This window comes from Billgrantia sulfidoxydans (assembly GCF_017868775.1).
Lineage (GTDB): Bacteria > Pseudomonadota > Gammaproteobacteria > Pseudomonadales > Halomonadaceae > Halomonas > Halomonas sulfidoxydans.
This window is the reverse complement of sequence record NZ_CP053381.1, coordinates 3706433-3725547: the sequence shown is the minus strand read 5'-3', so window position 1 is coordinate 3725547 and position 19115 is coordinate 3706433. Positions and strand designations below refer to the sequence as shown.

Genomic DNA, 19115 nt, shown 5'->3' with positions numbered 1-19115 from the left:
GACATCATCCCGATACGAGAAAGGAAGCCACATGAGCGAGACGAACACGCCCTGGGCCGAGCCCATGCCGGAGACGCAGTTCACCCTGATGCGGCGGATCCTGGATGCGCCCAGCCCCGTGGGGCTGGAAGGCGCGATGACCTACGGCGTGCTCAAGCCCCATTTCGAGCGCTTCGCGCCGCAGGGCTGGCACATGCACCAGTACAAGGGGCACGCCGGGGTGGTATGGGACACCCACCCGGACCGCGACGACCTGTTCAAGGTGATGCTCATCGGCCATGCCGACAAGATTCGCATGCAGGTGCGTTCGATCGGCGATGACGGCAAGATCTGGATCAATACCGACGCCTTCCTGCCCAACGTGCTGGTCGGCCACGAGGTCAAGCTGTTCAGCGAGGACCCCGAGGTCCCGGGGCGCTACCGCATCATCCAGGGCGGCACGGTGGAGGCGCTGGGGGCCATTCACTTCTCCGACGCCGCCCAGCGTGAAGGCAGCAAGGGCATCAAGAAGGAGCAGATCTACCTCGACCTGCTGATCCACGGCGAGAACAAGAAGCAGCAGGTGCTCAACCTGGGCGTGCGTCCCGGCGACGCGATCGTCTTCGACCGTCCCATCCGTCACGGCTTCAGCCCCGACACCTTCTACGGCGCCTACCTGGACAACGGGCTCGGCTGCTTCGTCACCGCCGAAGTGGCGCGGCTGATCGCCGAGGCGGGCGGCACCGAGAAGGTACGCGTGCTGTTTGCCATCGCCAGCTACGAGGAGATCGGCCGCTTCGGCAGCCGCGTGCTGGCCGGCGAGCTCAGGCCCGATGTGGTGATCGGTGTCGACGTGAACCACGACTACGTGGCCGCACCCGGCATCGGCGAACGGCGCATGCAACCGCTGGAGATGGGCAGGGGCTTCACCCTGTCGGTGGGCGCAATTGCCAGCGAGCAGCTCAATCGCATCATCGAGGCCACGGCCCGGGAGCACGGCATCCCCATGCAGCGTGACATCGTCGGCGCCGACACCGGCACCGACGGCATGGCCGGTGTGCTGGCCGCCATCGACTGCGCCGCCACCTCCATCGGTTTCCCCATCCGCAACATGCATACCATCTCGGAGACCGGCAACACCCAGGACGTGCTTGCCGCCATCCACGTCCTCACCCGCACGCTCCAGGCGCTGGACGCCCTGCCCGACCCGCATCGCGAGTTCCTCGACAACCACCCGCGGCTCGACCAGGCCGAACGCCTGACGCACCAGGGCTCGGCCAAGCCCGAGGAGGACGAGGGCGACAGGCGCACGCCACGAGGCGTCCGGCAGAAGCATCCCTCATGACCGCTCTCCTGCTGGCCGCGCCGGCCCGCCGCCTGCTCGAGGCGGCCCCGGCCTCGGCGCTGCCGCTGACCTACCGGGGGCTCGCCGAGGCGCTGGGGCTCACCCCGCCGCACACCATCCAGCGTGTGGCCCAGGCGCTCGAGGCGTTGATGCGCGAGGATGCCGAGCGGGGCCGGCCGTTCGTCGCTGCCCTGGTGGTCAGCCGGCGCGGTGGCCTGCCGGCGCCAGGCTTCTTCGAGCTGGCCGTGCAACTGGGCCGTTTCCCCGCCGACCCGGCCCGTCATGCCGAGGCGTATCGCGAGGAGTTCCGTCGCGCGCTGGCCGAGCGGCCTGGCGCCGGCCCGGGCTCATGACCGGCGCAGCGGATCGAGCAGGGCGCCGCGACCGGCAATTCCCAGCCGGCGCAAGCACAGGGAAAAGCCCGCCGGCCTTACGCTTAACTTTCCTTCAACTGCTAAGCTTTCCTTGACCGGGCGGCCAGATACGCCTCGTCAGAACACGGGAAAAGGATATCGGCAGTGAGTGTGACGGAACGGAAGCCGCAACAGGAACTGCAGCAAACAGCACCGGTGAAGTCGCTGCGGGTCATGACGCTCAACGTGCACAAGGGGTTCAACCTGTTCAACCGGCGTCATATCCTGCCGGAGCTGCGCGACGCCGTGACCACCCTCTCGGCCGACCTGGTGTTCCTGCAAGAGGTGCACGGCGAGCACAGGAAACATCCCCTGCGCTTTCGCGATTGGCCGGGTGTGCCGCAGTACGAATACCTGGCCGATACCATGTGGCCCGATTTCGCCTATGGCCGCAACGCCGTCTACCCCGACGGCGACCACGGCAACGCGCTGTTGTCGCATTACCCGATCCTCACGTACGAGAACCGGGATGTCTCCATCCACGGCACCGAGCGGCGGGGGCTCCTCCACTGCCAGCTGGCGGTTCCGGGGCAGGCGACGGTGCATGCGGTGTGCGTCCATCTCGGCCTGCGCCAACGGCACCGCCTGCAGCAGTTGCGGCTGCTGTGCGAGCTGATGGATTCGCTGCCCGGCGATGATGCGGTCATCGTCGCCGGCGATTTCAACGACTGGCGCCTGAAGGCCGACGGCGTACTGGCCGAATGCGGCCTGCGCGAGGCGTTCGCGAATTGCCGGGGGCGCCCCGCGAAGACGTTTCCGGCGCACTGGCCCCTGCTGCGCCTGGACCGCATCTACGTGCGCAATGCCACGTGCCGAAACCCGAGAGCCCTCTATCGCAAGCCGTGGTCGCATCTCTCCGACCATGTTCCACTCATTGCAGAGATAGGCCTGTGAAATTCCAATGGAAGGAAGGCAATCAAGCCGAGCTGTTGATCAATGGAAGCCAGTATTTTCCCGACGTGTTCGAGGCGATACGCTCGGCGCGCCGGGAAATCCTGATCGAGACGTTCATCATCTTCGACGATGAGGTCGGCCAGGCACTCAAGGAGGCCCTGCTCGAGGCTGCGGCCCGGGAGGTACGCATCGAGGTCACGGTGGACGGCTACGGCACGGCGGACCTGGGCGACGAGTACATTGCCGAGCTGACCGAGGCCGGTGTGAACATGCATATCTACGACCCGCGGCCGCGTCGCCTGGGCGTGCGTACCAACCTGTTCCGTCGCCTGCACCGCAAGATCGTGGTGGTGGACGGCGAGGTGGCCTACATCAGCGGGATCAACTTCGGCTGGGACCACCTGCCCGAGAAATACACCATGGGCAAGCAGGACTACGGCGTACGCGTGCGCGGGCCGATCGTCGAGGATATCCGTCGTGCCGCCACGGCACTGCTGCTGGAGCACCAGGCCGTAGAAGGGCTGCCGCAGACACTCGTCGAGACTTCGCCCGACGGGCAAGCCGCCATGCACCTGGCCATCCGCGACAACGACCAGCATCGTACCGACATCGAAGACCACTACCTGGAGGCGATTCGAACGGCCAGGACGCGGCTGATGATCGCCAATGCCTATTTCTTCCCGAGCTACCACCTCTGGCGTGAGCTGCGTAACGCCTCGCGGCGGGGCGTCGAAGTGATCCTCATTCTCCAGGGCCGCCCCGACATGCCCTGGGCACGGATGTTCTCCAGCTCGCTGTACAGCTATCTGCTCAAGGATGGCATTCGCATCTACGAGTACAAGGAACATCCCCTGCACGGCAAGATCGCCATTGCCGACGACGACTGGGCGACGGTGGGGTCGAGCAATCTCGACCCGCTCAGCCTCTCGCTCAACCTCGAGGCCAACCTGTTCATCCGGGATACCGGCCTCAACCGGCAGATCCACGAGCACCTGACCGAGCTGATCGAGAACAGCTGCCGCCTGATCACGCCCGAAGCCGCGGAGAAGGGGCGCTGGTGGCGGGCGCCGCTGATGTTCGTGAGCTTCCACTTCCTGCGCCACTTCCCCCTCAGCGCGGGCTGGAGCCCCGGCCACACACCCCGGCTCGAACCGTTGACGCCCAAGCAGCGCCCGGGGCAGCGGGCGCTGGATTGAGGCCTGCGAGGTCACGCCATGAAGGTATCCGTCATCGACAGGCTCAAGCCATCCCGAACCTGGCGCCGCTGGCTGAAGCGTGGCGTCACGCTGGCCTTCTTCGTGCTGGTCGCGGTGCTGCTGTTCTCGCTGGCGCGCAACGTCGACTGGCCCGAAGTCGTCGAGACCCTGCGCAGCTACAGCCCCCTGCTGCTGCTGGCCGGGGTAGGCATTACCGCGGCCAGCCACGCCGCCTTCAGCGGCTACGACCTGCTGGGCAAGCGTTACACCGGCCACGAGCTACCGGCCTGGCGCGTCCTGCTGGTGGCCTCCGTGTGCTACGCCTTCAACCTGAACCTCGGCGCCTGGGTGGGGGGGCTGGCAATGCGCTATCGCCTCTACACCCGCCTGGGACTCGGCGTCAGCACCGTGACGCGAATACTCAGCGTCAGCCTGATCGCCAACTGGCTGGGCTATATGATCCTCGCCGGCACCGTTTTCTCCTTTCGGCTGCTCGGCCTGCCGTCGTCCTGGGAAATCGGCGCTACGGGGTTGCAGCTCATCGGTTTCGGGCTGCTGGGTATCTCGTTCGCCTACTTGGCCGCCTGCCGCTTCTCCAAGCGACGCGTATGGCACGTGCGGGGCCACGAGGTCGTGCTGCCCCCGCTCAAGTTGGCCTTGATGCAGGCGGCCCTGGGAGCAGCGAACTGGTTACTGATGGGCATGCTGATCTACCTGCTGCTGCCGCAGGGGCTGTTCTTTCCCAGCATCCTCGGCATCCTGCTGATCAGCGCTATCGCCGGTGTGATCACGCACATTCCCGCCGGCCTCGGGGTGCTGGAAGCGGTGTTCCTCGCGCTGTTGCAACATGAGGTCGCCAAGAGCGAGATCCTCGCCGCCCTGATCGCCTATCGCGCCCTCTACTTCCTGTTGCCCCTGTTGGTGGCCTGCGTGGGGTACCTGATGCTGGAGCGAAAGGGCAGGCGGCGGAAGCGGGAGGAGGCCAGGCAGCGCGGCTGACATGCCAGGGGTGACCGGTGGGCATGGCCTGTTCGCTTCACCACGAATGGCTTACCCTTGGCCTCCTGACATCGGCATGAGAGTTTCTATGGCGGGTTCTGCATCGCGTCGCCTTCCCTATCACGTCGCGGATACCATCAAGGGCTGGATCGTGGATCGCCAGCTGATGCCGGGGGACCGTCTGCCCAGCGAGGCCGAGCTGATGGAAACCCTGGGCGTCTCCAAGGGCACCATTCGGGAGAGCACCCGTGTCCTCGAGGCGCAGGGGCTGGTGGTGACGCGTACCGGCCCCGGCGGCGGTGTCTTCGTGTGCAAGATGAGCGAGGCGAAGGCGACCTCGCTGCTCAGCCACTATTTCTATTTCCAGGACATCTCGATCCGCGACATCTACCAGATCCGTGTGGCGCTGGAACCGGAGCTCGCCGCGTCGCTGGCCGGCAGGGTCTGCGCCGATGACTTGGCTCGTCTGCGCGAAAGCCTGCACAGCTACGCCACGCCGGCGCCCGACATGGAGACCGAGCGCCAGCAGCACATCGACTCGCTGCGCTTCCACGAGATGCTCGCCGAGCTGGCGGGGGGCAACCCGCTGCTGTCGTTCATCATTCGCTTCACCGTGCAGGTGCTCTCCGACCTCACCGTCTACCGGCGACTCTACGAGCCGGGCGACCACCAGATCGGCCCCACCGGCTGCCAGTACCACGCCCGGCTGCTGGACGCCATCGAGGCGGGGGACGCCGACTTGGCCCGTGAGCTGATGCGCGAACACATGCTCTCGGCCCAGGCGGTGATGAACGACAACGAGGCCCAGGTGCGGCGCGGCTTCCTGACCGACTGAGGCGGCCCCGTGCCGGGCCTCAGGTCGGGGGGCCGGCCTGCGCGGAAGCGCCCAGGTCGGTGAGGAAGCGCATCAGCACCTGGGTGGCACGACCGGCGTCTTCCCCACTGATGGCTTCGTCCGGGTGATGACTCAGGCCGTCCCGGCAGCGTACGAAGAGCATGCCGATATCGGTGAGGTCATGCATCGCCAGGCCGTCATGACCGGCGCCGCTGAACAGGCGCTCGGCGGGTTCGCCGCAGCCCCGGCACGCCTTCTCCAGGGCCTCGATCAACCAGTCGGCGCAGGCGACGGCCTCGGCCTGGTACGTGGTCTCGACCGACAGCTCGAGCCCGCGGGCCTCGGCGTGTCGCTCGAAGGCCTCGAGAATCTCCCGGCGCCCCCGCTCGCGCACGTCGGCCTCAGGGGAGCGCAGCTCCAGCGTGAAGGTCACCTCGGCGGGTATCACGTTCACGGCATTGGGCCTGACCTCCAGCTTGCCCACCACGCCGACAAGTTCCTCGGTGGCGTTCAGGATCCTGTCCGCTTCCACCACCATCCCGGCCGCGCCGACCAGCGCATCCCGGCGGCCCGCCATCGGCGTGGTGCCGGCGTGGCCGGCCTTGCCCGTCACGCGCATGCGGTGGCGCTCGATCCCGGTCAGCGCGGTGACGACGCCCACGGCATGGTCGCGCTGCTCCAGCACCGGGCCCTGTTCAATATGCACTTCCACGAAGCCAAGCACCTGCTCAGGATTGCGGGCCAACTCGGGAATCCTTGCCGGGTCGCCGCCAAACCCCTTGAGCGCCTCGCCGAGCGTCACGCCGTCGGTGTCTCGCGCCTCGAGGCTTGCCGGGTCGAAGGTGCCGGCGAGGGCACGGCTGCCGACCAGGGTCGACTGGAAACGGGTGCCCTCCTCGTCGCCGAAGGCGACCACCTCGATCCCATAGGGCAGCTCGGTGCCGGCCTCCTTCAAGGCCTGCAGGGCCTGCAGCGGCAGGGCGACGCCCAGCATGCCGTCGTACTTGCCGCCTTCGACCACCGTGTCCTGATGGGAGCCCATGATCAGGGTCTTTTCGCCCGCCATGGCACGTGCATTGCGCCCCACCAGATTGCCGGAGGCGTCGAGTTCCGGTGTCAGCCCGGCCTGGCGCATCCAATCGGCAATCAGCTCCAGTACCGCACGATGCTCATCGGAACAGAACAGCCGCGTGACGCCCGGGCCGGGCCGGGAGTGGCGCGCGGCCTCGTCCAGGCGCGCCATCAATTGCCGGCCCAGGGCCATCTGTGTCGTGGAATCGATCATGCTGTTCTCCTGAATCATCATTTCGTGGGCAGCGAGGCGAGAAAGGCGGCGAACGCCGGCTCGCGCACGCGGCGTGCCAGGGCCCGCAGCGCGCCGGCCGGGTCGTCGTCCCAGTCCACCCGCAGGTCGATGGGGGCGGCATCGAAGGACTCGACGCGCAGGGCGGCCGAGCGGGTGCCGCGGCTGTCACCGCCGGCCTGCAGGGCGGCTTCCAGGGCCTCGATCAGGGTCTCCGGCAAGTGCGTCTCGTAGGCGTCGCGGTAGCGCGGCGCGGCTCCCTGTGTCCATACCGCGTCGGGGTTGCTGCAGGTCAGCGTCAGAAAGCGTCTCAGCAGTATCTCCACCACCGTTGCATCCGCCAGCAGGTTGCCGGCCGCGGCGACGGTGGGGCGCAGCTCGGCGGCCACCAGCGGCCGGTTCTCGCTGCCGGAGTGCACCGCCGCCCGGCCGCCGGCATCCATCACCAGGCATTGTCGGCGTGCCGCGCCGTCGTCCTGTCGGGTCACCTGCTCGAGGGCTGTCTGCGCCGTATGCCCTTGCTCGAGCGCGTGGCGAACACCCTCGGGATACCAGGGATTCGTCGCCAGCCCCTGGGTGGCGCAGGCACCCAGGCCGCGCCAGGCATGGTGCACGTAGCCGCCCACCGCGACGCCGCCGGTGGCCGTCAGCACGGCGACCGTGCCGGTGGCCGGCTGCACGTGGAGCAATGACAGCGTCACGGCTTGGGCTCAGTAACCGGCGTAGTGGCCGATCACCAGGCCGACCCAGGCCAGGGCGTAGACCAGCACCATGAAGGGCAGGATCGCCTTCAGCCACGCCACGTAGGAGACCCGCCCCAGGGCCAGCATGGCCAGGGTGCCGCCGGAGGTAGGCACGATCAGGTTGGTCAGGCCATCGCCGACCTGGAAGGCGGTGATCATCAGTTGGCGGCTCATCCCCACCAGATCGGCCACCGGGATCAGGATCGGCATGGTAACCAGGGCCTGCCCGGAGCCGGAGGGCACGAAGAGATTGATCGCGCCCTGTACCACGCTGGCCATGATCGCCGACAGGGCACCGGGTATGCCCTGGATCAGGCCGCTCAGCCCGTGCACGATGGTGTCGATGATCTGGGCCTGGTTGAGGATCACCTGGATGGAAGCGGCCAGGCCGATCACCAGCGCGCCGGCGGTCACCTTGGAGGCGCCCTCCATCATCTGCTTGACGATCTCGTTGGCGGAGAGCCCGTTGACGATACCGATCACGATGGCAATGAGCAGGAACATGCCGGCGATCTCGTTGATGTACCAGCCCTGGGTGAAAACACCCACCAGCATGGCCGCCAGGCCCAGGATGAACACGCCCAGGGTCAGCTTGTTCTGCCTGGTCAGGCGGTACTCATCCAGCGACTTGGTCATGGCCTTGGCGTTGTCCGGCTCCTCGAAGTCCATTCTGACCACCCACTTGCAGATGTAGAGCGACAGCAGGGCCAGGGAAGAGACCACCAGCAGGGCGCGCAGCCAGGCACCGGAGAAGGTGGGCAGCTCGGCGATTCCCTGGGCCACGCCCACGGTGTAGGGGTTGATCGGCGAAAGCGCGAAGCCGATGCCGATGCCGCCGACGGCCATGGTGGTACCGACCAGGCTGGAGCAGCCGATGGCGCTGGCGATCAGCACGGCGATGGGCACCAGGGCGATATTGTTCTCGAAGCCCACGGCCACGCCGAAGAAGCCGTAGATGAAGGTGCCGGCGGTGATGATGATGTTGCGTCGTTCGACGCCGACCCGGTTCACCGCCACGCCGATCGCATTCTCCAGGGCGCCGGTGCGCTGGAGGATATGGAACAGGCCACCGGCAATGAACACGATGAACAGATAGAGCGACGCCTCGTTCAGGCCACGAGGCACCGCCACGAAGATGTCGAAGGGCGAAATGGCATCCACATCGGGAAGGTATTCGAAGGACTCCGGCACCACCCGGGTGCGTCCGTCCTGCTCGACCCGCTCGTACTCACCCGCCGGCACCACGAAGGTGAGGGCATAGGTGGCCAGCAGAATCAGGAAGATCAAGACCATGGGGTCGGGTACCGTCTGGTACCACTTCTTCTTGCGCTGTGTCAGCGCCTGCTCGGTTGTCTGCATGTCGTTGTCCTTGTTCGCCGGGCGCCGGCGAGGGGAGTACCGACGCATACCTGAAATTTATCATGATAAATTTCAGGGTCAAGGAACGAGGGGAGTCCGGATTGACGCTTCTGTGGTTTTCGGAAGGTCTCAGGACCGCTTCTTGAAATCAGCGATACCGACCAGGCGTGGCCCCACCGCCAGCTCGCCCTGACCGAGCGGGGGCGGGGCGTGCGCGGCGGAGCGACTGGCTCGGCCCCGTGTTAGCCGAGCGATGGGCAGGTGGAACTGGTAGGCCCAGGGCGTTGTGAAGGCGCCCGGGTTCCCGTGGGCCTAGCCGCGAGCTCCGCCGTGTTCCCGTGCCAATGCGACGGGCTCAGTCGCTCTCGGCCGGCTCCGGCAGCGCGCAGACATCGACCCATTCGGCGCCGACCAGCCTACCCAAGCGCTCCGGCGCGATACGTACCGCACTGTTGAGCGAGCCGGCGGCGGGCAGCACCTCGTCGTAAGACATGAGTGAAGCGTCGCAATAGATCGGCAGCGGCGTGGCCAGGCCGAACGGGCAGACCCCTCCCACCGGATGGCCGGTCAGTGCCAGCACCGTCTCGGCATCGAGCATCTTGGCCTTAGCACCGAAGGTGGAGCGCAGCTTGCGATTATCGAAGCGCGCATCGCCGCCGGCCACGACCAGCACCTGGCGCTCACCGACCCGAAAGGCGAGGGTCTTGGCAATCTGCCTCGGGGCGACACCATGGGCCTCGGCGGCCAGCGCCACGGTGGAAGTGCTGGCCTCGAGCTCGATGATTTCAAGATCGGGTGCATGCTCGGCAAGAAAGGTCCGCACGCTCTCCAGGCTCATCGGTTCTCTCCTCGGGAAATGGCAAGGCGACCAGCTTAACGCGCCATCGCCCGTTGAGGCAGCCGCGGTGTGCCTGAAGCGTGCAAGGCGAGTGGCGTCTACCCACGGCTCGACTCCTGGCTCAGACCGCCAGCAGCGCCGCGATGAAGCAACCGCAAGCGACCGTCGACGCGACCGTGCGTACATCCGCAACCGATGGCGGAAAACCACGGAATCAACGACAGCATGCGGCTGCCTCCCTTGTCTCGTGGCGCTTCCTGTCAGCCTGTCGCTCCATCCTGGGGAATGGCCGTCGGGTCCATCCAGAATGACTCCCAGACGTGGCCGTCGGGGTCCGCAAGCGAGCGACCGTACATGAAACCATGATCCTGGGGCGGGTTGATGTCCGCCGTGCCGCCATTGGCCGCAGCTGCCTCGCACATGGCATCCACCGCCGTGCGGTCATCAGAGGAGAGGGCCAGCATCACCTCGCTGGAATCGGCTGGCGGAATCGGGCGGTCGGTGAAGGTGCGCCACTTGGCATGGGTGAGCAGCATCACATGGATCGTCTCGCTCAGCACCATGCACGCCGCCGTTTCATCGGTGAAGTTGGGGTTGTTGGTAAAGCCGAGCGCCGCATAGAACGCCATCGATTTCTCGAGATCGGCAACGGGTAGGTTCACAAAGATCATGCGCGACATGGCAGGCTCCTGTTGAGTGGGAGAGGGTAAGTACACTCCTGTATCGGATGGGGCCGCGCGGTTTCGACAGCAAGCGGAAAAGGCGCCCGTCGGGCGCCCCGGGCCTACATCTGCGAGAGCAGGTAGTTCGGCTTGCCCAGCATCTTGATCAGCCGCAGCTGCTGCTCCAGCCAGTAAGCGTGATCCTCCTCGGTGTCGGCCAGCAGGCCCACCAGCACGTTGCGGGTCTGGAAGTCCTGCTCCTGCTCGCATAGGGCGATGGCCTCCTTCAGGGCGTCGCCTACCTCGTACTCGAGCTGGAGGTCGTTGCCGAGCATCTCTTCCACGTCCTGGCCGACGCGCACCGGGGTGCGGGTGTGCATGTCGGGTTTACCTTCCAGGAACAGGATCCGCTCGATCAACTGCTTGGCATGCCCTTTCTCATCGTCGAACTCATGGGCGATGCGCTCGTAGAGCTTGGTGAGGCCCCAGTCGGCGTACATCTCGGAGTGGATGAAGTACTGATCCATGGCGGCGAGCTCCGCCGCGAGCAGCCCGTTCAGGGCGTCGATGATCTTCTGCTTGCCTTTCATGCGGATCCTTTCCATTAGCACGAGGGGAACGTCGATATCCTATGCTGAACTGCAGGTCTGGTCAATTTTTCCTTTAAATTCAGCTGGTTGTAATTGTCTTGCATGCGATTCGCATCAGGTTTCGCTTGCCGGATACTGGACTCGAGCATCGCGCCTCAAGCGCAGCATGGTGAACACATTGGTCAGGAAGATCAGGCTCTCGGCGACGGTGCCGCCAATGGAACCCGCCAGGACATTGCTGGCGACCCAGCACAGCGCTGCTCCGGCCAGGGCGAGGCGCATGGGAATGCCGCTCAGCATGAACATGCCGTAGGTGCCCAGCAGGCCCGCGGCCAGTGCCGGGATGTCGCGTGGGCCGCTCCAGGTCAGCGCGGCCACCGCCAGGGTAGCGAGCAGCATGCCGAGCATGAGGGCGCGGTTGCGCCGGAAGCGCCGCACCAGGGCGATGCGCAGCACGATCAGAGCCGAGATGCCGGCGGCCACCCAGCTCTCGAACAGCGCGAACTGCGCGGCGAAGGCCACGTTGGCGAACAGCAGCAGCACGAACAGCCTGTCGTCGCGCTTGCTGGCGAAGGCCACGATGCACAGGGTCAGGGCCACCAGGCTGACGCCCTGGCCCAGCAGCCATCTCAGGCCGATCTCTTCCATGGGCGCATCCATCATCGGCTAATGAGGGAGGAGATTAGCACGGCAATGATCGGCTTTGCTGGTACGATTCCTGGTATGGCCATGCATAGGAGGCGCCATGGAAACACTATTGGACTCACGCTCGGAGATAACGGAGGCCGCTCTGACCGCCATCGCCCACATGCCGACGGCGAGCCTGGCGGTGCTGATGGACGAGGCGTTCGCCCAGCGTCTTAGCGACGCCGACCTTATGCGAATTGCGGTACTTCTGGCGCAGAAGAGCCGTGACGAAGGTGGCTGCCCCATCGGTGCGGTGATCATCGACAACACCACGCGGCGCATTCTCGGCAAGGGGCACAATACCCTGGTGCAGGAGAATCATCCCTACAACCATGGCGAGACCTCCGCCATCCGCGATGCCGGCCGCCAGGATTTCAGCCGCACCACGCTCTTCACCTCGCTCAGCCCCTGCGCGATCTGCGCGACCCTGCTCTACATGCGCGGCTTCTCCCGCGTGGTGGTGGGAGACGTCACCAACGCCTCGGGTACGGAACCCCTGCTGCGTGAAAAGGGCGTTCAGGTAGACATCCTGGAGGATTCGCGCGGCATCGAACTCTATGCCCGCTTCCGGGCCGAGCGCCCCGATCTGGATCTCGAGGACTGGAAGGGCGTGAGAGCCAAACGCGAGCCGTAACGTCGAAGCGGGGCCGGCTGATGCCTGCGTTTGCGCAATTATGTCCAAGCCTTTCCCCTGGGCCCGGCTTACGCTATCACGGTATGGCGTTCAGGGAGGCGCGACATGGCCAGGCAATCCAGCCGGTTCGACTACTACAAGAGCCGGCAGATACCCGAACTCACGGTGCTCGAGGCGTCGCTGAGCGACTTCAGCTACGACCGTCATGCCCACGAGGAGTACGCCTTCGGCGTGACCCTCTCCGGGCGGCAGGACTTCTTCAGCGGCGGTGAGTTTCATCGCAGCCCGCCCGGCAACGTCATCCAGTTCAACCCCGAACAGGTGCACGACGGCCACCCAGGCGACGACACCACGCTGGGCTACGTGATGATCTACGTGCCCGCCGCCCAGCTCGAGGCCTCGTTCGCCGACGCAGCGGGAAGCGAGCGTGCCGCCCGGTTCCACGGCCGCGAGACCCTGCTGGCCGATCCCGAGCTGCGCCACGCCATCCTCGACCTGGCCGGGCTCATGATTCACCGCCAAGGTACGCGAATCGACCAGGAGCACGCCCTGCACCGCATGGCGACCCGCCTGGTGCAGCGCGCCGGCAGGTTCCAGCCCGGCGGCAGGGCGAGCCGCCCCGATGCGCTGCTGCTGAGGGCCAAGGAGTACGTGCTCGCCAACCTGGAAGCGGACCTCTCGCTGGACGAGATCAGCCAGGCCGCGCATCTCTCGAAGTACCACTTCCTGCGCCTGTTCCGGCAGCAGTTCGGCATCACGCCGCACCAGTACGTGCTGAGCTGCCGGGTCAACGCCGCGCGCAGCGCCCTGGAGGCCGGCGAGGCGCCCTCGGAAGTGGCCTTCCGCTACGGCTTCACCGACCTCAGCCACTTCAACCGTCGCTTCAAGCGCATCTACGGCAAGACGCCGTACCAATATCAGCGCAGCGTCACCTAGCGGCGCGGAACCCCGGCCGCTCGGCCACATCATCACGCACTACCTGTCGGAGAGGCTCCCCATGGAGATCGTCGCCTATGCCCTGGGCGTCATGTACACGCCTGGGCCCGTGAACCTGCTTGGCCTGAACGCCGGCCTCAACGGCCAGGCCAGAACCTCCCTCGGCTTCTTCGTCGGCGTGGGGCTGGCCATGCTCACGCTCTTCCTGCTGTTCGGCTGGGCCGGCGCGGCCTGGGTGCGCGGCGACATGCTCGCCGTGGTGGGGGCGGTGGGTTGCGGCTATATCCTCTACCTGGCGCTCAAGGTCGCCCGCTCCAGCATCGATCTCGGTGCGGCAAAACACGTACCGCGTGTGCTGAGCTTTCGAGATGGCTTGATCATGCAGCTCTGCAATCCCAAGGGCATGATCGCAACCTTGCCGATCGCCACCATTCAATTTCCCGCCGCCGGCATCCACGGCGTGAGCCTGCTGTTCTGGTCGCTCGGGTTGGCCGCGCTGGCCTTCGGCGCACCCACCAGCTACGCCCTGATGGGCGCCGTGGTGGGTCAGCGCCTCGCGAATCCCTGGCTGCTGAGGGGCTTCAGCCTCGCCATGGCGGCACTGTTGGTGTGGGTTGCGATCACTATCGGCTACGAGCATGTATGGCTGCCGCTGGCTTGGGGAGGGGGTTAAGGTATTGTCCTGCCTGCGGCTTCGTTGGTTTCCGTTGACAGTGGTCACCGGTTCTTGCTGCCGGGAGTGATAGTCTTGGCTCCACTACGTGAGAGCGACCGCCTGCAAGCAAGGATGCCCAATGACAAGTGCCTGCCCTAGAACTTTTTATTATCTTCCTCGTCGATTCAAGAACAAATGCCTCGTGTGCCACGCTCCGCTCTCGGAATGAGAAGAGAGCGCGTGGCAACTTTGCCGTAAATATAAAGAATTTGGCAAAAGCCAAATGGCGTGGCCCGTTGGGCCAGCAAGTAAAAGCGGCTTGAAGCTGCTGGAAACGCAAACTAAGGGAACTGAAATGAAACTACTGAAAACCACAGCTGCCTTGGCTGTACTGGCGCTGATGACAGGTTGTGCCTCGGTCAATATGGCGCCACAGCAGGAATCATCTCAAGCCAAGCAATTCGAAGCCCCGGCAGAGGGCATGGCAGGTGTGTATGTCTTTCGCAAGCAGTCCCCCTTCGGGGCTGCGCTGAAGAAGGATATCTGGATTGACGGTGAATGTGTCGGTGAAAGCGCGCGCGGCGTGTTCTTCTACCGTCAAGTCGAGGGAGACCGGGAGCACGAAGTGGCTACCGAATCCGAATTTTCTCCCAATACCTTGAGCCTCATGACGGAATCTGGAAATAACTATTTTGTCGAGCAGTACATCAAGATGGGGGCATTCGTCGGTGGTGCGAACCTTCGTCTTGTCGATGAAGAGCAGGGAATGGAAGAGGTGAGCAAGCTGAGCATGGCGACACCTGGAAGTTGTAGCCAGTAAGCCTAAGAGGGCGCCGCCTCACGGCGGCGCCTCATTGCCCTGGGTGTGAGTCCTGCTTCGAGGCACTTCCACCCACGCCGTGCTAAATCGATCCTTCCCATACGCTCGAAGGCTTGGCGAGTCACCTCGCGGATCACTGGCACATCGGTGAGGTCGAGGGTCAGCTCGGTGTGAGGCTGCTACTCCGCACCACCCGCAGCGTATCCCTGACCAATGCCGACAGCCGGTTCCTGGTGCGCTGACTCTCGACGACAACGAGCACATGGTCGAAGCGGCGGTCGACGGCCTCGGCATTGCCTACGTGCCTGAAATCGTCGCCAGCGAGCGCCTCGCCTCGGGTCAGCTCGTGGAGCTGCTCGAAGCGTGGAGCCCGCCATACCCCGGCCTGATGCTCTACTACCCCGGACACCGCCATGTACCTGCGGCGCTGCGCGCCTTCATCGACCTGCTGAAGGCGTCAGACTCGTAGGTCGACTCGCTGAGCCGACCAGCCAATGTGGCCTTTGGCTTCTTCCTGGCTATTCAACTCGCCCCGTGTCGTCACGGTCGCAGTCGTAGCGTTTCATGTGGGGAAACGGCGGTAGCCAGGACTCGCGACGGACGGTCCAGCTTTCGTAGGTGGGCCTCAACTGGTCGGGAGCATCCAGGGCGCCCAGGTGCACTTCGATTTCGTCGCTGCTGCGAGCGAACACGGACGAGCCGCAGTGGGGGCAGAAGAAGCGCCCGCGGTAGTCGCGGGCCTCGCCTTCGATCGTTACCGCCTCCTGGGGGAACACCGCGGAGGCGTAGAAGAGCGCGCCATGATGCTTGCGGCAGTCCAGGCAGTGGCAGATGCCGACCCGGTAGGGGTGCCCCGACGCCACGATGCGCACGTTGCCGCAGAGACAACCGCCGGTGTACTGGTCCATGCTGCGCCTCCTACGTATGAGCTCAGGGGGCTAAGCGCCCTTCGAGACGATAACGCCAAGGATAGCGGTCAGCCCAGCGCCCGGCGAAATGCAATGCGTGCCGGAATGAAAGATAATGAGCAGGGTAACGAAACGACACGCATACCGTGAGGCGACATGAACCCCACCATTGAACTGCTGAAATCCCACCGCTCGATTCGCAAATTCACCGACCGCAAGATCCCGCACGAGCTGCTGGTCGAGCTGATTCGCGCCGGCCAGTCCGCCGCGACCTCCAGCCACGTCCAGGCCTACACCGTCATCCACGTTAAGAGCCCGGCCAATCGCGAGAAGATCGCCGAGCTGGCCGGCGGCCAGGCCTACGTGGCCAACGCTTCCGACTTCCTGGTGTTCTGCGCCGACATGAAGCGCCCCACCGAAGCTTCGGAGCGCACCGGCGCCAACGTCGTGCGCGGCATGACCGAGCAACTGCTGGTGGCCAGCGTCGACACCGCGCTGATGGCGCAGAACGTGGCCATCGCCGCCGAATCCGAGGGGCTCGGCATCTGCTACATCGGCGGCATTCGCAACAGCCCCCAGGCCATCAGCGACCTGCTGCGCCTACCCGAGCACGTCTACCCGGTGTTCGGCATGTGCCTCGGCTATCCGGATGCCGACCCCGACCTCAAGCCGCGCCTGCCGGTGGAAGCGATTCTCAAGGAGGACTATTACACTGACGACAGCGAACAGGTCGCCGCCTTCGACGACGCCATGCAGCGCTACTACGGTGAGCGTCGCGGCGGCAACAAGGACGCCAACTGGTCGAAGAACCTGACCCCGCTGTTCGACAGCAAGCTGCGCGCCCACATGCGCGACTTCCTCACCCAGCGCGGTTTCGAGATGAAGTGATGACCTCTACCGAGCCCCGTATCACCCTGTATCCGCACAGCCACCGGGTACAGGTGACAATCGGCGACACCCTGCTCGCCGACACCACCCGGGCCCTCGAGCTACGCGAGCGTGGCTACCCGCCGCGGCTCTATATTCCCCGCGAAGACGTGCGCATGGAGCGGCTGACCCGCTCCGACACCGTGACCCACTGTCCCTTCAAGGGCGATGCCGCCTACTTCTCGTTCGGCGAACAGGCCGATGTGGCGTGGAGCTACGAACAACCGCTTAAGGGCATGGAGACGATTGCGGAATACCTGGCGTTCGATGACGACAAGGCCTTCGTGACGGAAGACCGCTAGGCGGAAGGCCTCCAGGGCCTGGGCTATGCTTCAGCTCGTGAACATTCCCCAGGGAGAGGTGAAGCATGGCCAAGCGTTTCAAGGTGGGCGATCACGTCAGCTGGAACTCCGAGGCGGGCCGGGTAAGTGGAAAAATCATCCGCGTCCACACCCGGGAGACGGAATTCAAGGGGCGCAAGCGCCACGCCAGCGAGGACGAGCCGCAGTACGAGATCAAGAGCGACAAGACCGACCACGTCGCCATGCACAAGGACTCGGCGCTGACCAAGGTCGGGGACTAGTACCCCGGAACGCTCGGATCGGCGGCGGCTCGCTCCTTCAGCAACCACGCCCCCAGCCCGGCGACCGCGAGTCCCAGGACGGCGAAGAGCAGGAAGGTGGCGGCATGGCCTTCCGCCCCGACCAGCCAGCCGGCCAGCGGGGAGCCGGCGACCTGGCCAACCGAGGTGGCAAGCAGCGGCAGCACCGGGGCGAAGGCGGGTACCTCGGTCATGATCTGGATGCTTCTCACCAGATAGAAGCCGGTCAGGGTCATGTAGCCGGCGCCGAACAGGGCCGCCGATGCCAGGGCGAGGGCGAAGCTGCCGGGATCGATGACCAGAATCGCGAGGCTCGCGGACATCACCGTGAGACCGGCGGCATGGCTCGCGGCCGGCCCGAAGCGTGAGATGAGGTCGCCGGCGCCGGCGCCGGTCAGCCCGCCGAGGCCGACGGCCAGCCACATCCAGGCGGTCTGGCTCGGCGCGAGCCCGCCGGCGTTGATCACCGCATCGGGGGCAAACACCCAATAGGCCGCGCTCACGCAGCCCATGCCCACCGCAAGGCCGCTCAGTCGAGCGATCCCCAACCACTCCTCACGGCTCACCGGCATGTCAGCCAGGCGAGACCGTGATGGTGAGGTGCTTGGCGCTTCCCGCGGCAGGTAGCAGAGGGCGGCCGAGGCGGCGAGCGCCGCCAGGAGGGCGAATCCGAGATAGGCGCTGCGCCAGGCCTCCGCCCAGATCAGCACCGCGGGCATGGCCAGCGCGATACCGACGCTGGTGCCGGCATTGATGGTGGCGTTGACCCGTCCGCGCAGCCCGGGCGGGACGACCCGGGACACCGCCTGCGCCATCGCCGGCGAGGATAGCCCGGTGCTGATGCCGCAGACCAGCACCCCGACGGCCAGCAGCAGCGAGGAAGGCGCCAGGGCGATCGTGATCAGCCCGATGGCGGCCAGGCCGGCGGCCGCGCTCCCGGCGTGCCGCACCCCGAGGCGGCGGGTGACCCAGGGGCCCGCGAGGATGGCGAAGACGAAGCTGAGGAACGGCAGGGCGCCGATCACCCCCGCCATGGTCGGCGAGATCGTCAGCTCGTCGCGCATCGAGGGCAAAAAGAGCCCGAACACGAAGCGGGCCAGCCCGTAGGTGATGGCGATGACCCCGCTGCCGAGCGCCGCCATGCCGAGGGCAGACAAGGGCCTCATGGGGTCTCGCTCCGGGCCGTGGCGAGCAGGGCATCGGCCACCGCCCGGGTGTCGGCCAGGGCGGCATCCATGCCCAGCAGTACCACCGCCGTGTTGCTGCCTTCCAGTACCAGGAAGAGGCGCCGCGCGAGGTCGTCGTGGTGGTCCAGGCCGTCGCGCGCCACGGCGGCCTCGATGCGTGCCAGCAGGTCGCGCTTGGCGGCTTTCGCCAGGGCATGGACCTCAGCGCTGTGCTCGGCGAACTCGCCCATCGCCTTGACCATGATGCAGCCCTGGCGGCTGCAGCGTTTCAGCCAGCGGCCATGGGCTTCGACCAGGGCGCGTGTCGCCTGGCCCGGCGGGGCGGCGGCGGTGGCCGCATCCAGGCTGGCGATGAAGCGTTCATGGCGGGCTTTGAGCACCGCCGCGACCAGCGCTTCCTTGGAGGAAAAGTGGTTGTAGAGCGTCATGCGTACCACCCCGGCCGCCGCCACGATGCGGTCGATGCCGGTGGCATGGAACCCCTGCTCGTAGAAGAGCCGCTCGGCCGTGGCGAGCAGCTGGTCACGCTTGGAAGCTGGCATCGGTGGCGCTCCTGTGCGCTTGGTCTATATAGACCGATCTATCTAAATATGAGGGCAGTTAA

General features: G+C 65.8%; 24 protein-coding genes. 14 read left to right on the top strand and 10 right to left on the bottom strand.

Annotated elements, in window-relative coordinates:
• The first annotated feature begins 31 nt into the window (after positions 1-31).
• The 6 genes from HNO51_RS17190 (at position 32) to HNO51_RS17165 (ending at position 5661) form a co-directional block, all read left to right on the top strand.
• Positions 32-1324 carry a M20/M25/M40 family metallo-hydrolase gene (locus tag HNO51_RS17190; RefSeq protein ID WP_209537975.1) on the top strand — a complete coding sequence of 431 codons (1293 nt, stop codon included), beginning with the start codon at positions 32-34 and terminating at the stop codon, positions 1322-1324.
• Positions 1321-1677 (top strand): hypothetical protein, encoded by a 357-nt coding sequence (locus tag HNO51_RS17185; RefSeq protein ID WP_197448466.1) that lies wholly within the window; start codon positions 1321-1323, stop codon positions 1675-1677. Before HNO51_RS17190 ends, HNO51_RS17185 begins: the two co-directional genes overlap by 4 nt.
• Positions 1678-1842: 165 nt before the next feature.
• Positions 1843-2631 carry an endonuclease/exonuclease/phosphatase family protein gene (locus tag HNO51_RS17180; RefSeq protein ID WP_234283711.1) on the top strand — a complete coding sequence of 263 codons (789 nt, stop codon included), beginning with the start codon at positions 1843-1845 and terminating at the stop codon, positions 2629-2631.
• Positions 2628-3827 (top strand): cardiolipin synthase ClsB, encoded by a 1200-nt coding sequence (gene clsB / locus HNO51_RS17175; RefSeq protein ID WP_197448465.1) that lies wholly within the window; start codon positions 2628-2630, stop codon positions 3825-3827. The genes HNO51_RS17180 and clsB overlap by 4 nt, the downstream gene beginning before the upstream one ends.
• A gap of 18 nt (positions 3828-3845) precedes the next feature.
• Positions 3846-4826, top strand: coding sequence for a lysylphosphatidylglycerol synthase domain-containing protein (locus HNO51_RS17170; RefSeq protein ID WP_209537974.1), 981 nt, complete (start codon positions 3846-3848; stop codon positions 4824-4826).
• An 88-nt stretch (positions 4827-4914) separates the two neighbouring features.
• Positions 4915-5661, top strand: coding sequence for a FadR/GntR family transcriptional regulator (locus tag HNO51_RS17165; RefSeq protein ID WP_197448463.1), 747 nt, complete (start codon positions 4915-4917; stop codon positions 5659-5661).
• Between the two features lie 19 nt (positions 5662-5680).
• On the opposite strand, the gene HNO51_RS17160 is transcribed toward HNO51_RS17165, so the two are convergent.
• From HNO51_RS17160 to HNO51_RS17130, 7 genes are all read right to left on the bottom strand, one after another.
• Complete coding sequence (locus HNO51_RS17160) at positions 5681-6946, bottom strand: allantoate amidohydrolase (protein WP_209537973.1); 1266 nt, start codon at positions 6944-6946, stop codon at positions 5681-5683.
• A 17-nt stretch (positions 6947-6963) separates the two neighbouring features.
• Positions 6964-7665, bottom strand: coding sequence for a DUF1028 domain-containing protein (locus tag HNO51_RS17155; protein WP_209537972.1), 702 nt, complete (start codon positions 7663-7665; stop codon positions 6964-6966).
• A 9-nt stretch (positions 7666-7674) separates the two neighbouring features.
• On the bottom strand, positions 7675-9066 hold the full coding sequence (locus tag HNO51_RS17150; protein WP_197448460.1) for a YfcC family protein: 1392 nt from the start codon (positions 9064-9066) through the stop codon (positions 7675-7677).
• 355 nt (positions 9067-9421) lie between these two features.
• Positions 9422-9904 carry a YbaK/EbsC family protein gene (locus tag HNO51_RS17145; RefSeq protein WP_197448459.1) on the bottom strand — a complete coding sequence of 161 codons (483 nt, stop codon included), beginning with the start codon at positions 9902-9904 and terminating at the stop codon, positions 9422-9424.
• A 260-nt stretch (positions 9905-10164) separates the two neighbouring features.
• Complete coding sequence (locus tag HNO51_RS17140; RefSeq protein WP_197448458.1) at positions 10165-10584, bottom strand: VOC family protein; 420 nt, start codon at positions 10582-10584, stop codon at positions 10165-10167.
• 104 nt (positions 10585-10688) lie between these two features.
• Positions 10689-11156, bottom strand: coding sequence for a bacterioferritin (gene bfr, locus HNO51_RS17135; RefSeq protein ID WP_209537971.1), 468 nt, complete (start codon positions 11154-11156; stop codon positions 10689-10691).
• 114 nt (positions 11157-11270) lie between these two features.
• On the bottom strand, positions 11271-11804 hold the full coding sequence (locus HNO51_RS17130; RefSeq protein ID WP_197448456.1) for a YgjV family protein: 534 nt from the start codon (positions 11802-11804) through the stop codon (positions 11271-11273).
• Positions 11805-11901: 97 nt separating this feature from the next.
• On the opposite strand from HNO51_RS17130, the gene HNO51_RS17125 reads away from it, so the two are divergent.
• The 5 genes from HNO51_RS17125 to HNO51_RS17105 all read left to right on the top strand — a co-directional run bounded on the left by HNO51_RS17125 (position 11902) and on the right by HNO51_RS17105 (position 15357).
• Positions 11902-12477 (top strand): nucleoside deaminase, encoded by a 576-nt coding sequence (locus HNO51_RS17125; protein WP_209537970.1) that lies wholly within the window; start codon positions 11902-11904, stop codon positions 12475-12477.
• 105 nt (positions 12478-12582) lie between these two features.
• Entirely contained in the window at positions 12583-13413 is an 831-nt protein-coding gene (locus tag HNO51_RS17120) for an AraC family transcriptional regulator (RefSeq protein WP_197448454.1), read from the top strand.
• A 61-nt stretch (positions 13414-13474) separates the two neighbouring features.
• On the top strand, positions 13475-14086 hold the full coding sequence (locus HNO51_RS17115; RefSeq protein ID WP_234283710.1) for a LysE family translocator: 612 nt from the start codon (positions 13475-13477) through the stop codon (positions 14084-14086).
• 301 nt (positions 14087-14387) lie between these two features.
• Positions 14388-14888 (top strand): DUF2846 domain-containing protein, encoded by a 501-nt coding sequence (locus tag HNO51_RS17110; protein WP_197448453.1) that lies wholly within the window; start codon positions 14388-14390, stop codon positions 14886-14888.
• Between the two features lie 202 nt (positions 14889-15090).
• On the top strand, positions 15091-15357 hold the full coding sequence (locus tag HNO51_RS17105) for a LysR substrate-binding domain-containing protein (RefSeq protein WP_276571234.1): 267 nt from the start codon (positions 15091-15093) through the stop codon (positions 15355-15357).
• 49 nt (positions 15358-15406) lie between these two features.
• Here HNO51_RS17105 and HNO51_RS17100 read toward each other — a convergent pair whose 3' ends face one another.
• Positions 15407-15796 (bottom strand): GFA family protein, encoded by a 390-nt coding sequence (locus HNO51_RS17100; RefSeq protein WP_209537969.1) that lies wholly within the window; start codon positions 15794-15796, stop codon positions 15407-15409.
• Between the two features lie 156 nt (positions 15797-15952).
• Between HNO51_RS17100 and nfsA the strand changes: the two genes are divergently transcribed.
• The 3 genes from nfsA (at position 15953) to HNO51_RS17085 (ending at position 17306) form a co-directional block, all read left to right on the top strand.
• Positions 15953-16684 (top strand): oxygen-insensitive NADPH nitroreductase, encoded by a 732-nt coding sequence (gene nfsA, locus HNO51_RS17095; protein ID WP_209537968.1) that lies wholly within the window; start codon positions 15953-15955, stop codon positions 16682-16684.
• Positions 16684-17025: a DUF427 domain-containing protein gene (locus HNO51_RS17090; RefSeq protein ID WP_209537967.1), complete on the top strand. Its 342-nt coding sequence runs from the start codon at positions 16684-16686 to the stop codon at positions 17023-17025. The genes nfsA and HNO51_RS17090 overlap by 1 nt, the downstream gene beginning before the upstream one ends.
• A 65-nt stretch (positions 17026-17090) precedes the next feature.
• Complete coding sequence (locus tag HNO51_RS17085) at positions 17091-17306, top strand: hypervirulence associated TUDOR domain-containing protein (RefSeq protein WP_209537966.1); 216 nt, start codon at positions 17091-17093, stop codon at positions 17304-17306.
• Here the strand turns inward: HNO51_RS17085 and HNO51_RS17080 are convergent.
• Together HNO51_RS17080 and HNO51_RS17075 are read right to left on the bottom strand one after the other, a co-directional pair.
• Complete coding sequence (locus tag HNO51_RS17080) at positions 17303-18490, bottom strand: MFS transporter (RefSeq protein ID WP_209537965.1); 1188 nt, start codon at positions 18488-18490, stop codon at positions 17303-17305. The two genes, HNO51_RS17085 and HNO51_RS17080, sit on opposite strands and share 4 nt — an antisense overlap.
• On the bottom strand, positions 18487-19053 hold the full coding sequence (locus HNO51_RS17075; protein ID WP_209537964.1) for a TetR/AcrR family transcriptional regulator: 567 nt from the start codon (positions 19051-19053) through the stop codon (positions 18487-18489). The genes HNO51_RS17080 and HNO51_RS17075 overlap by 4 nt, the downstream gene beginning before the upstream one ends.
• Positions 19054-19115: the final 62 nt, after the last annotated feature.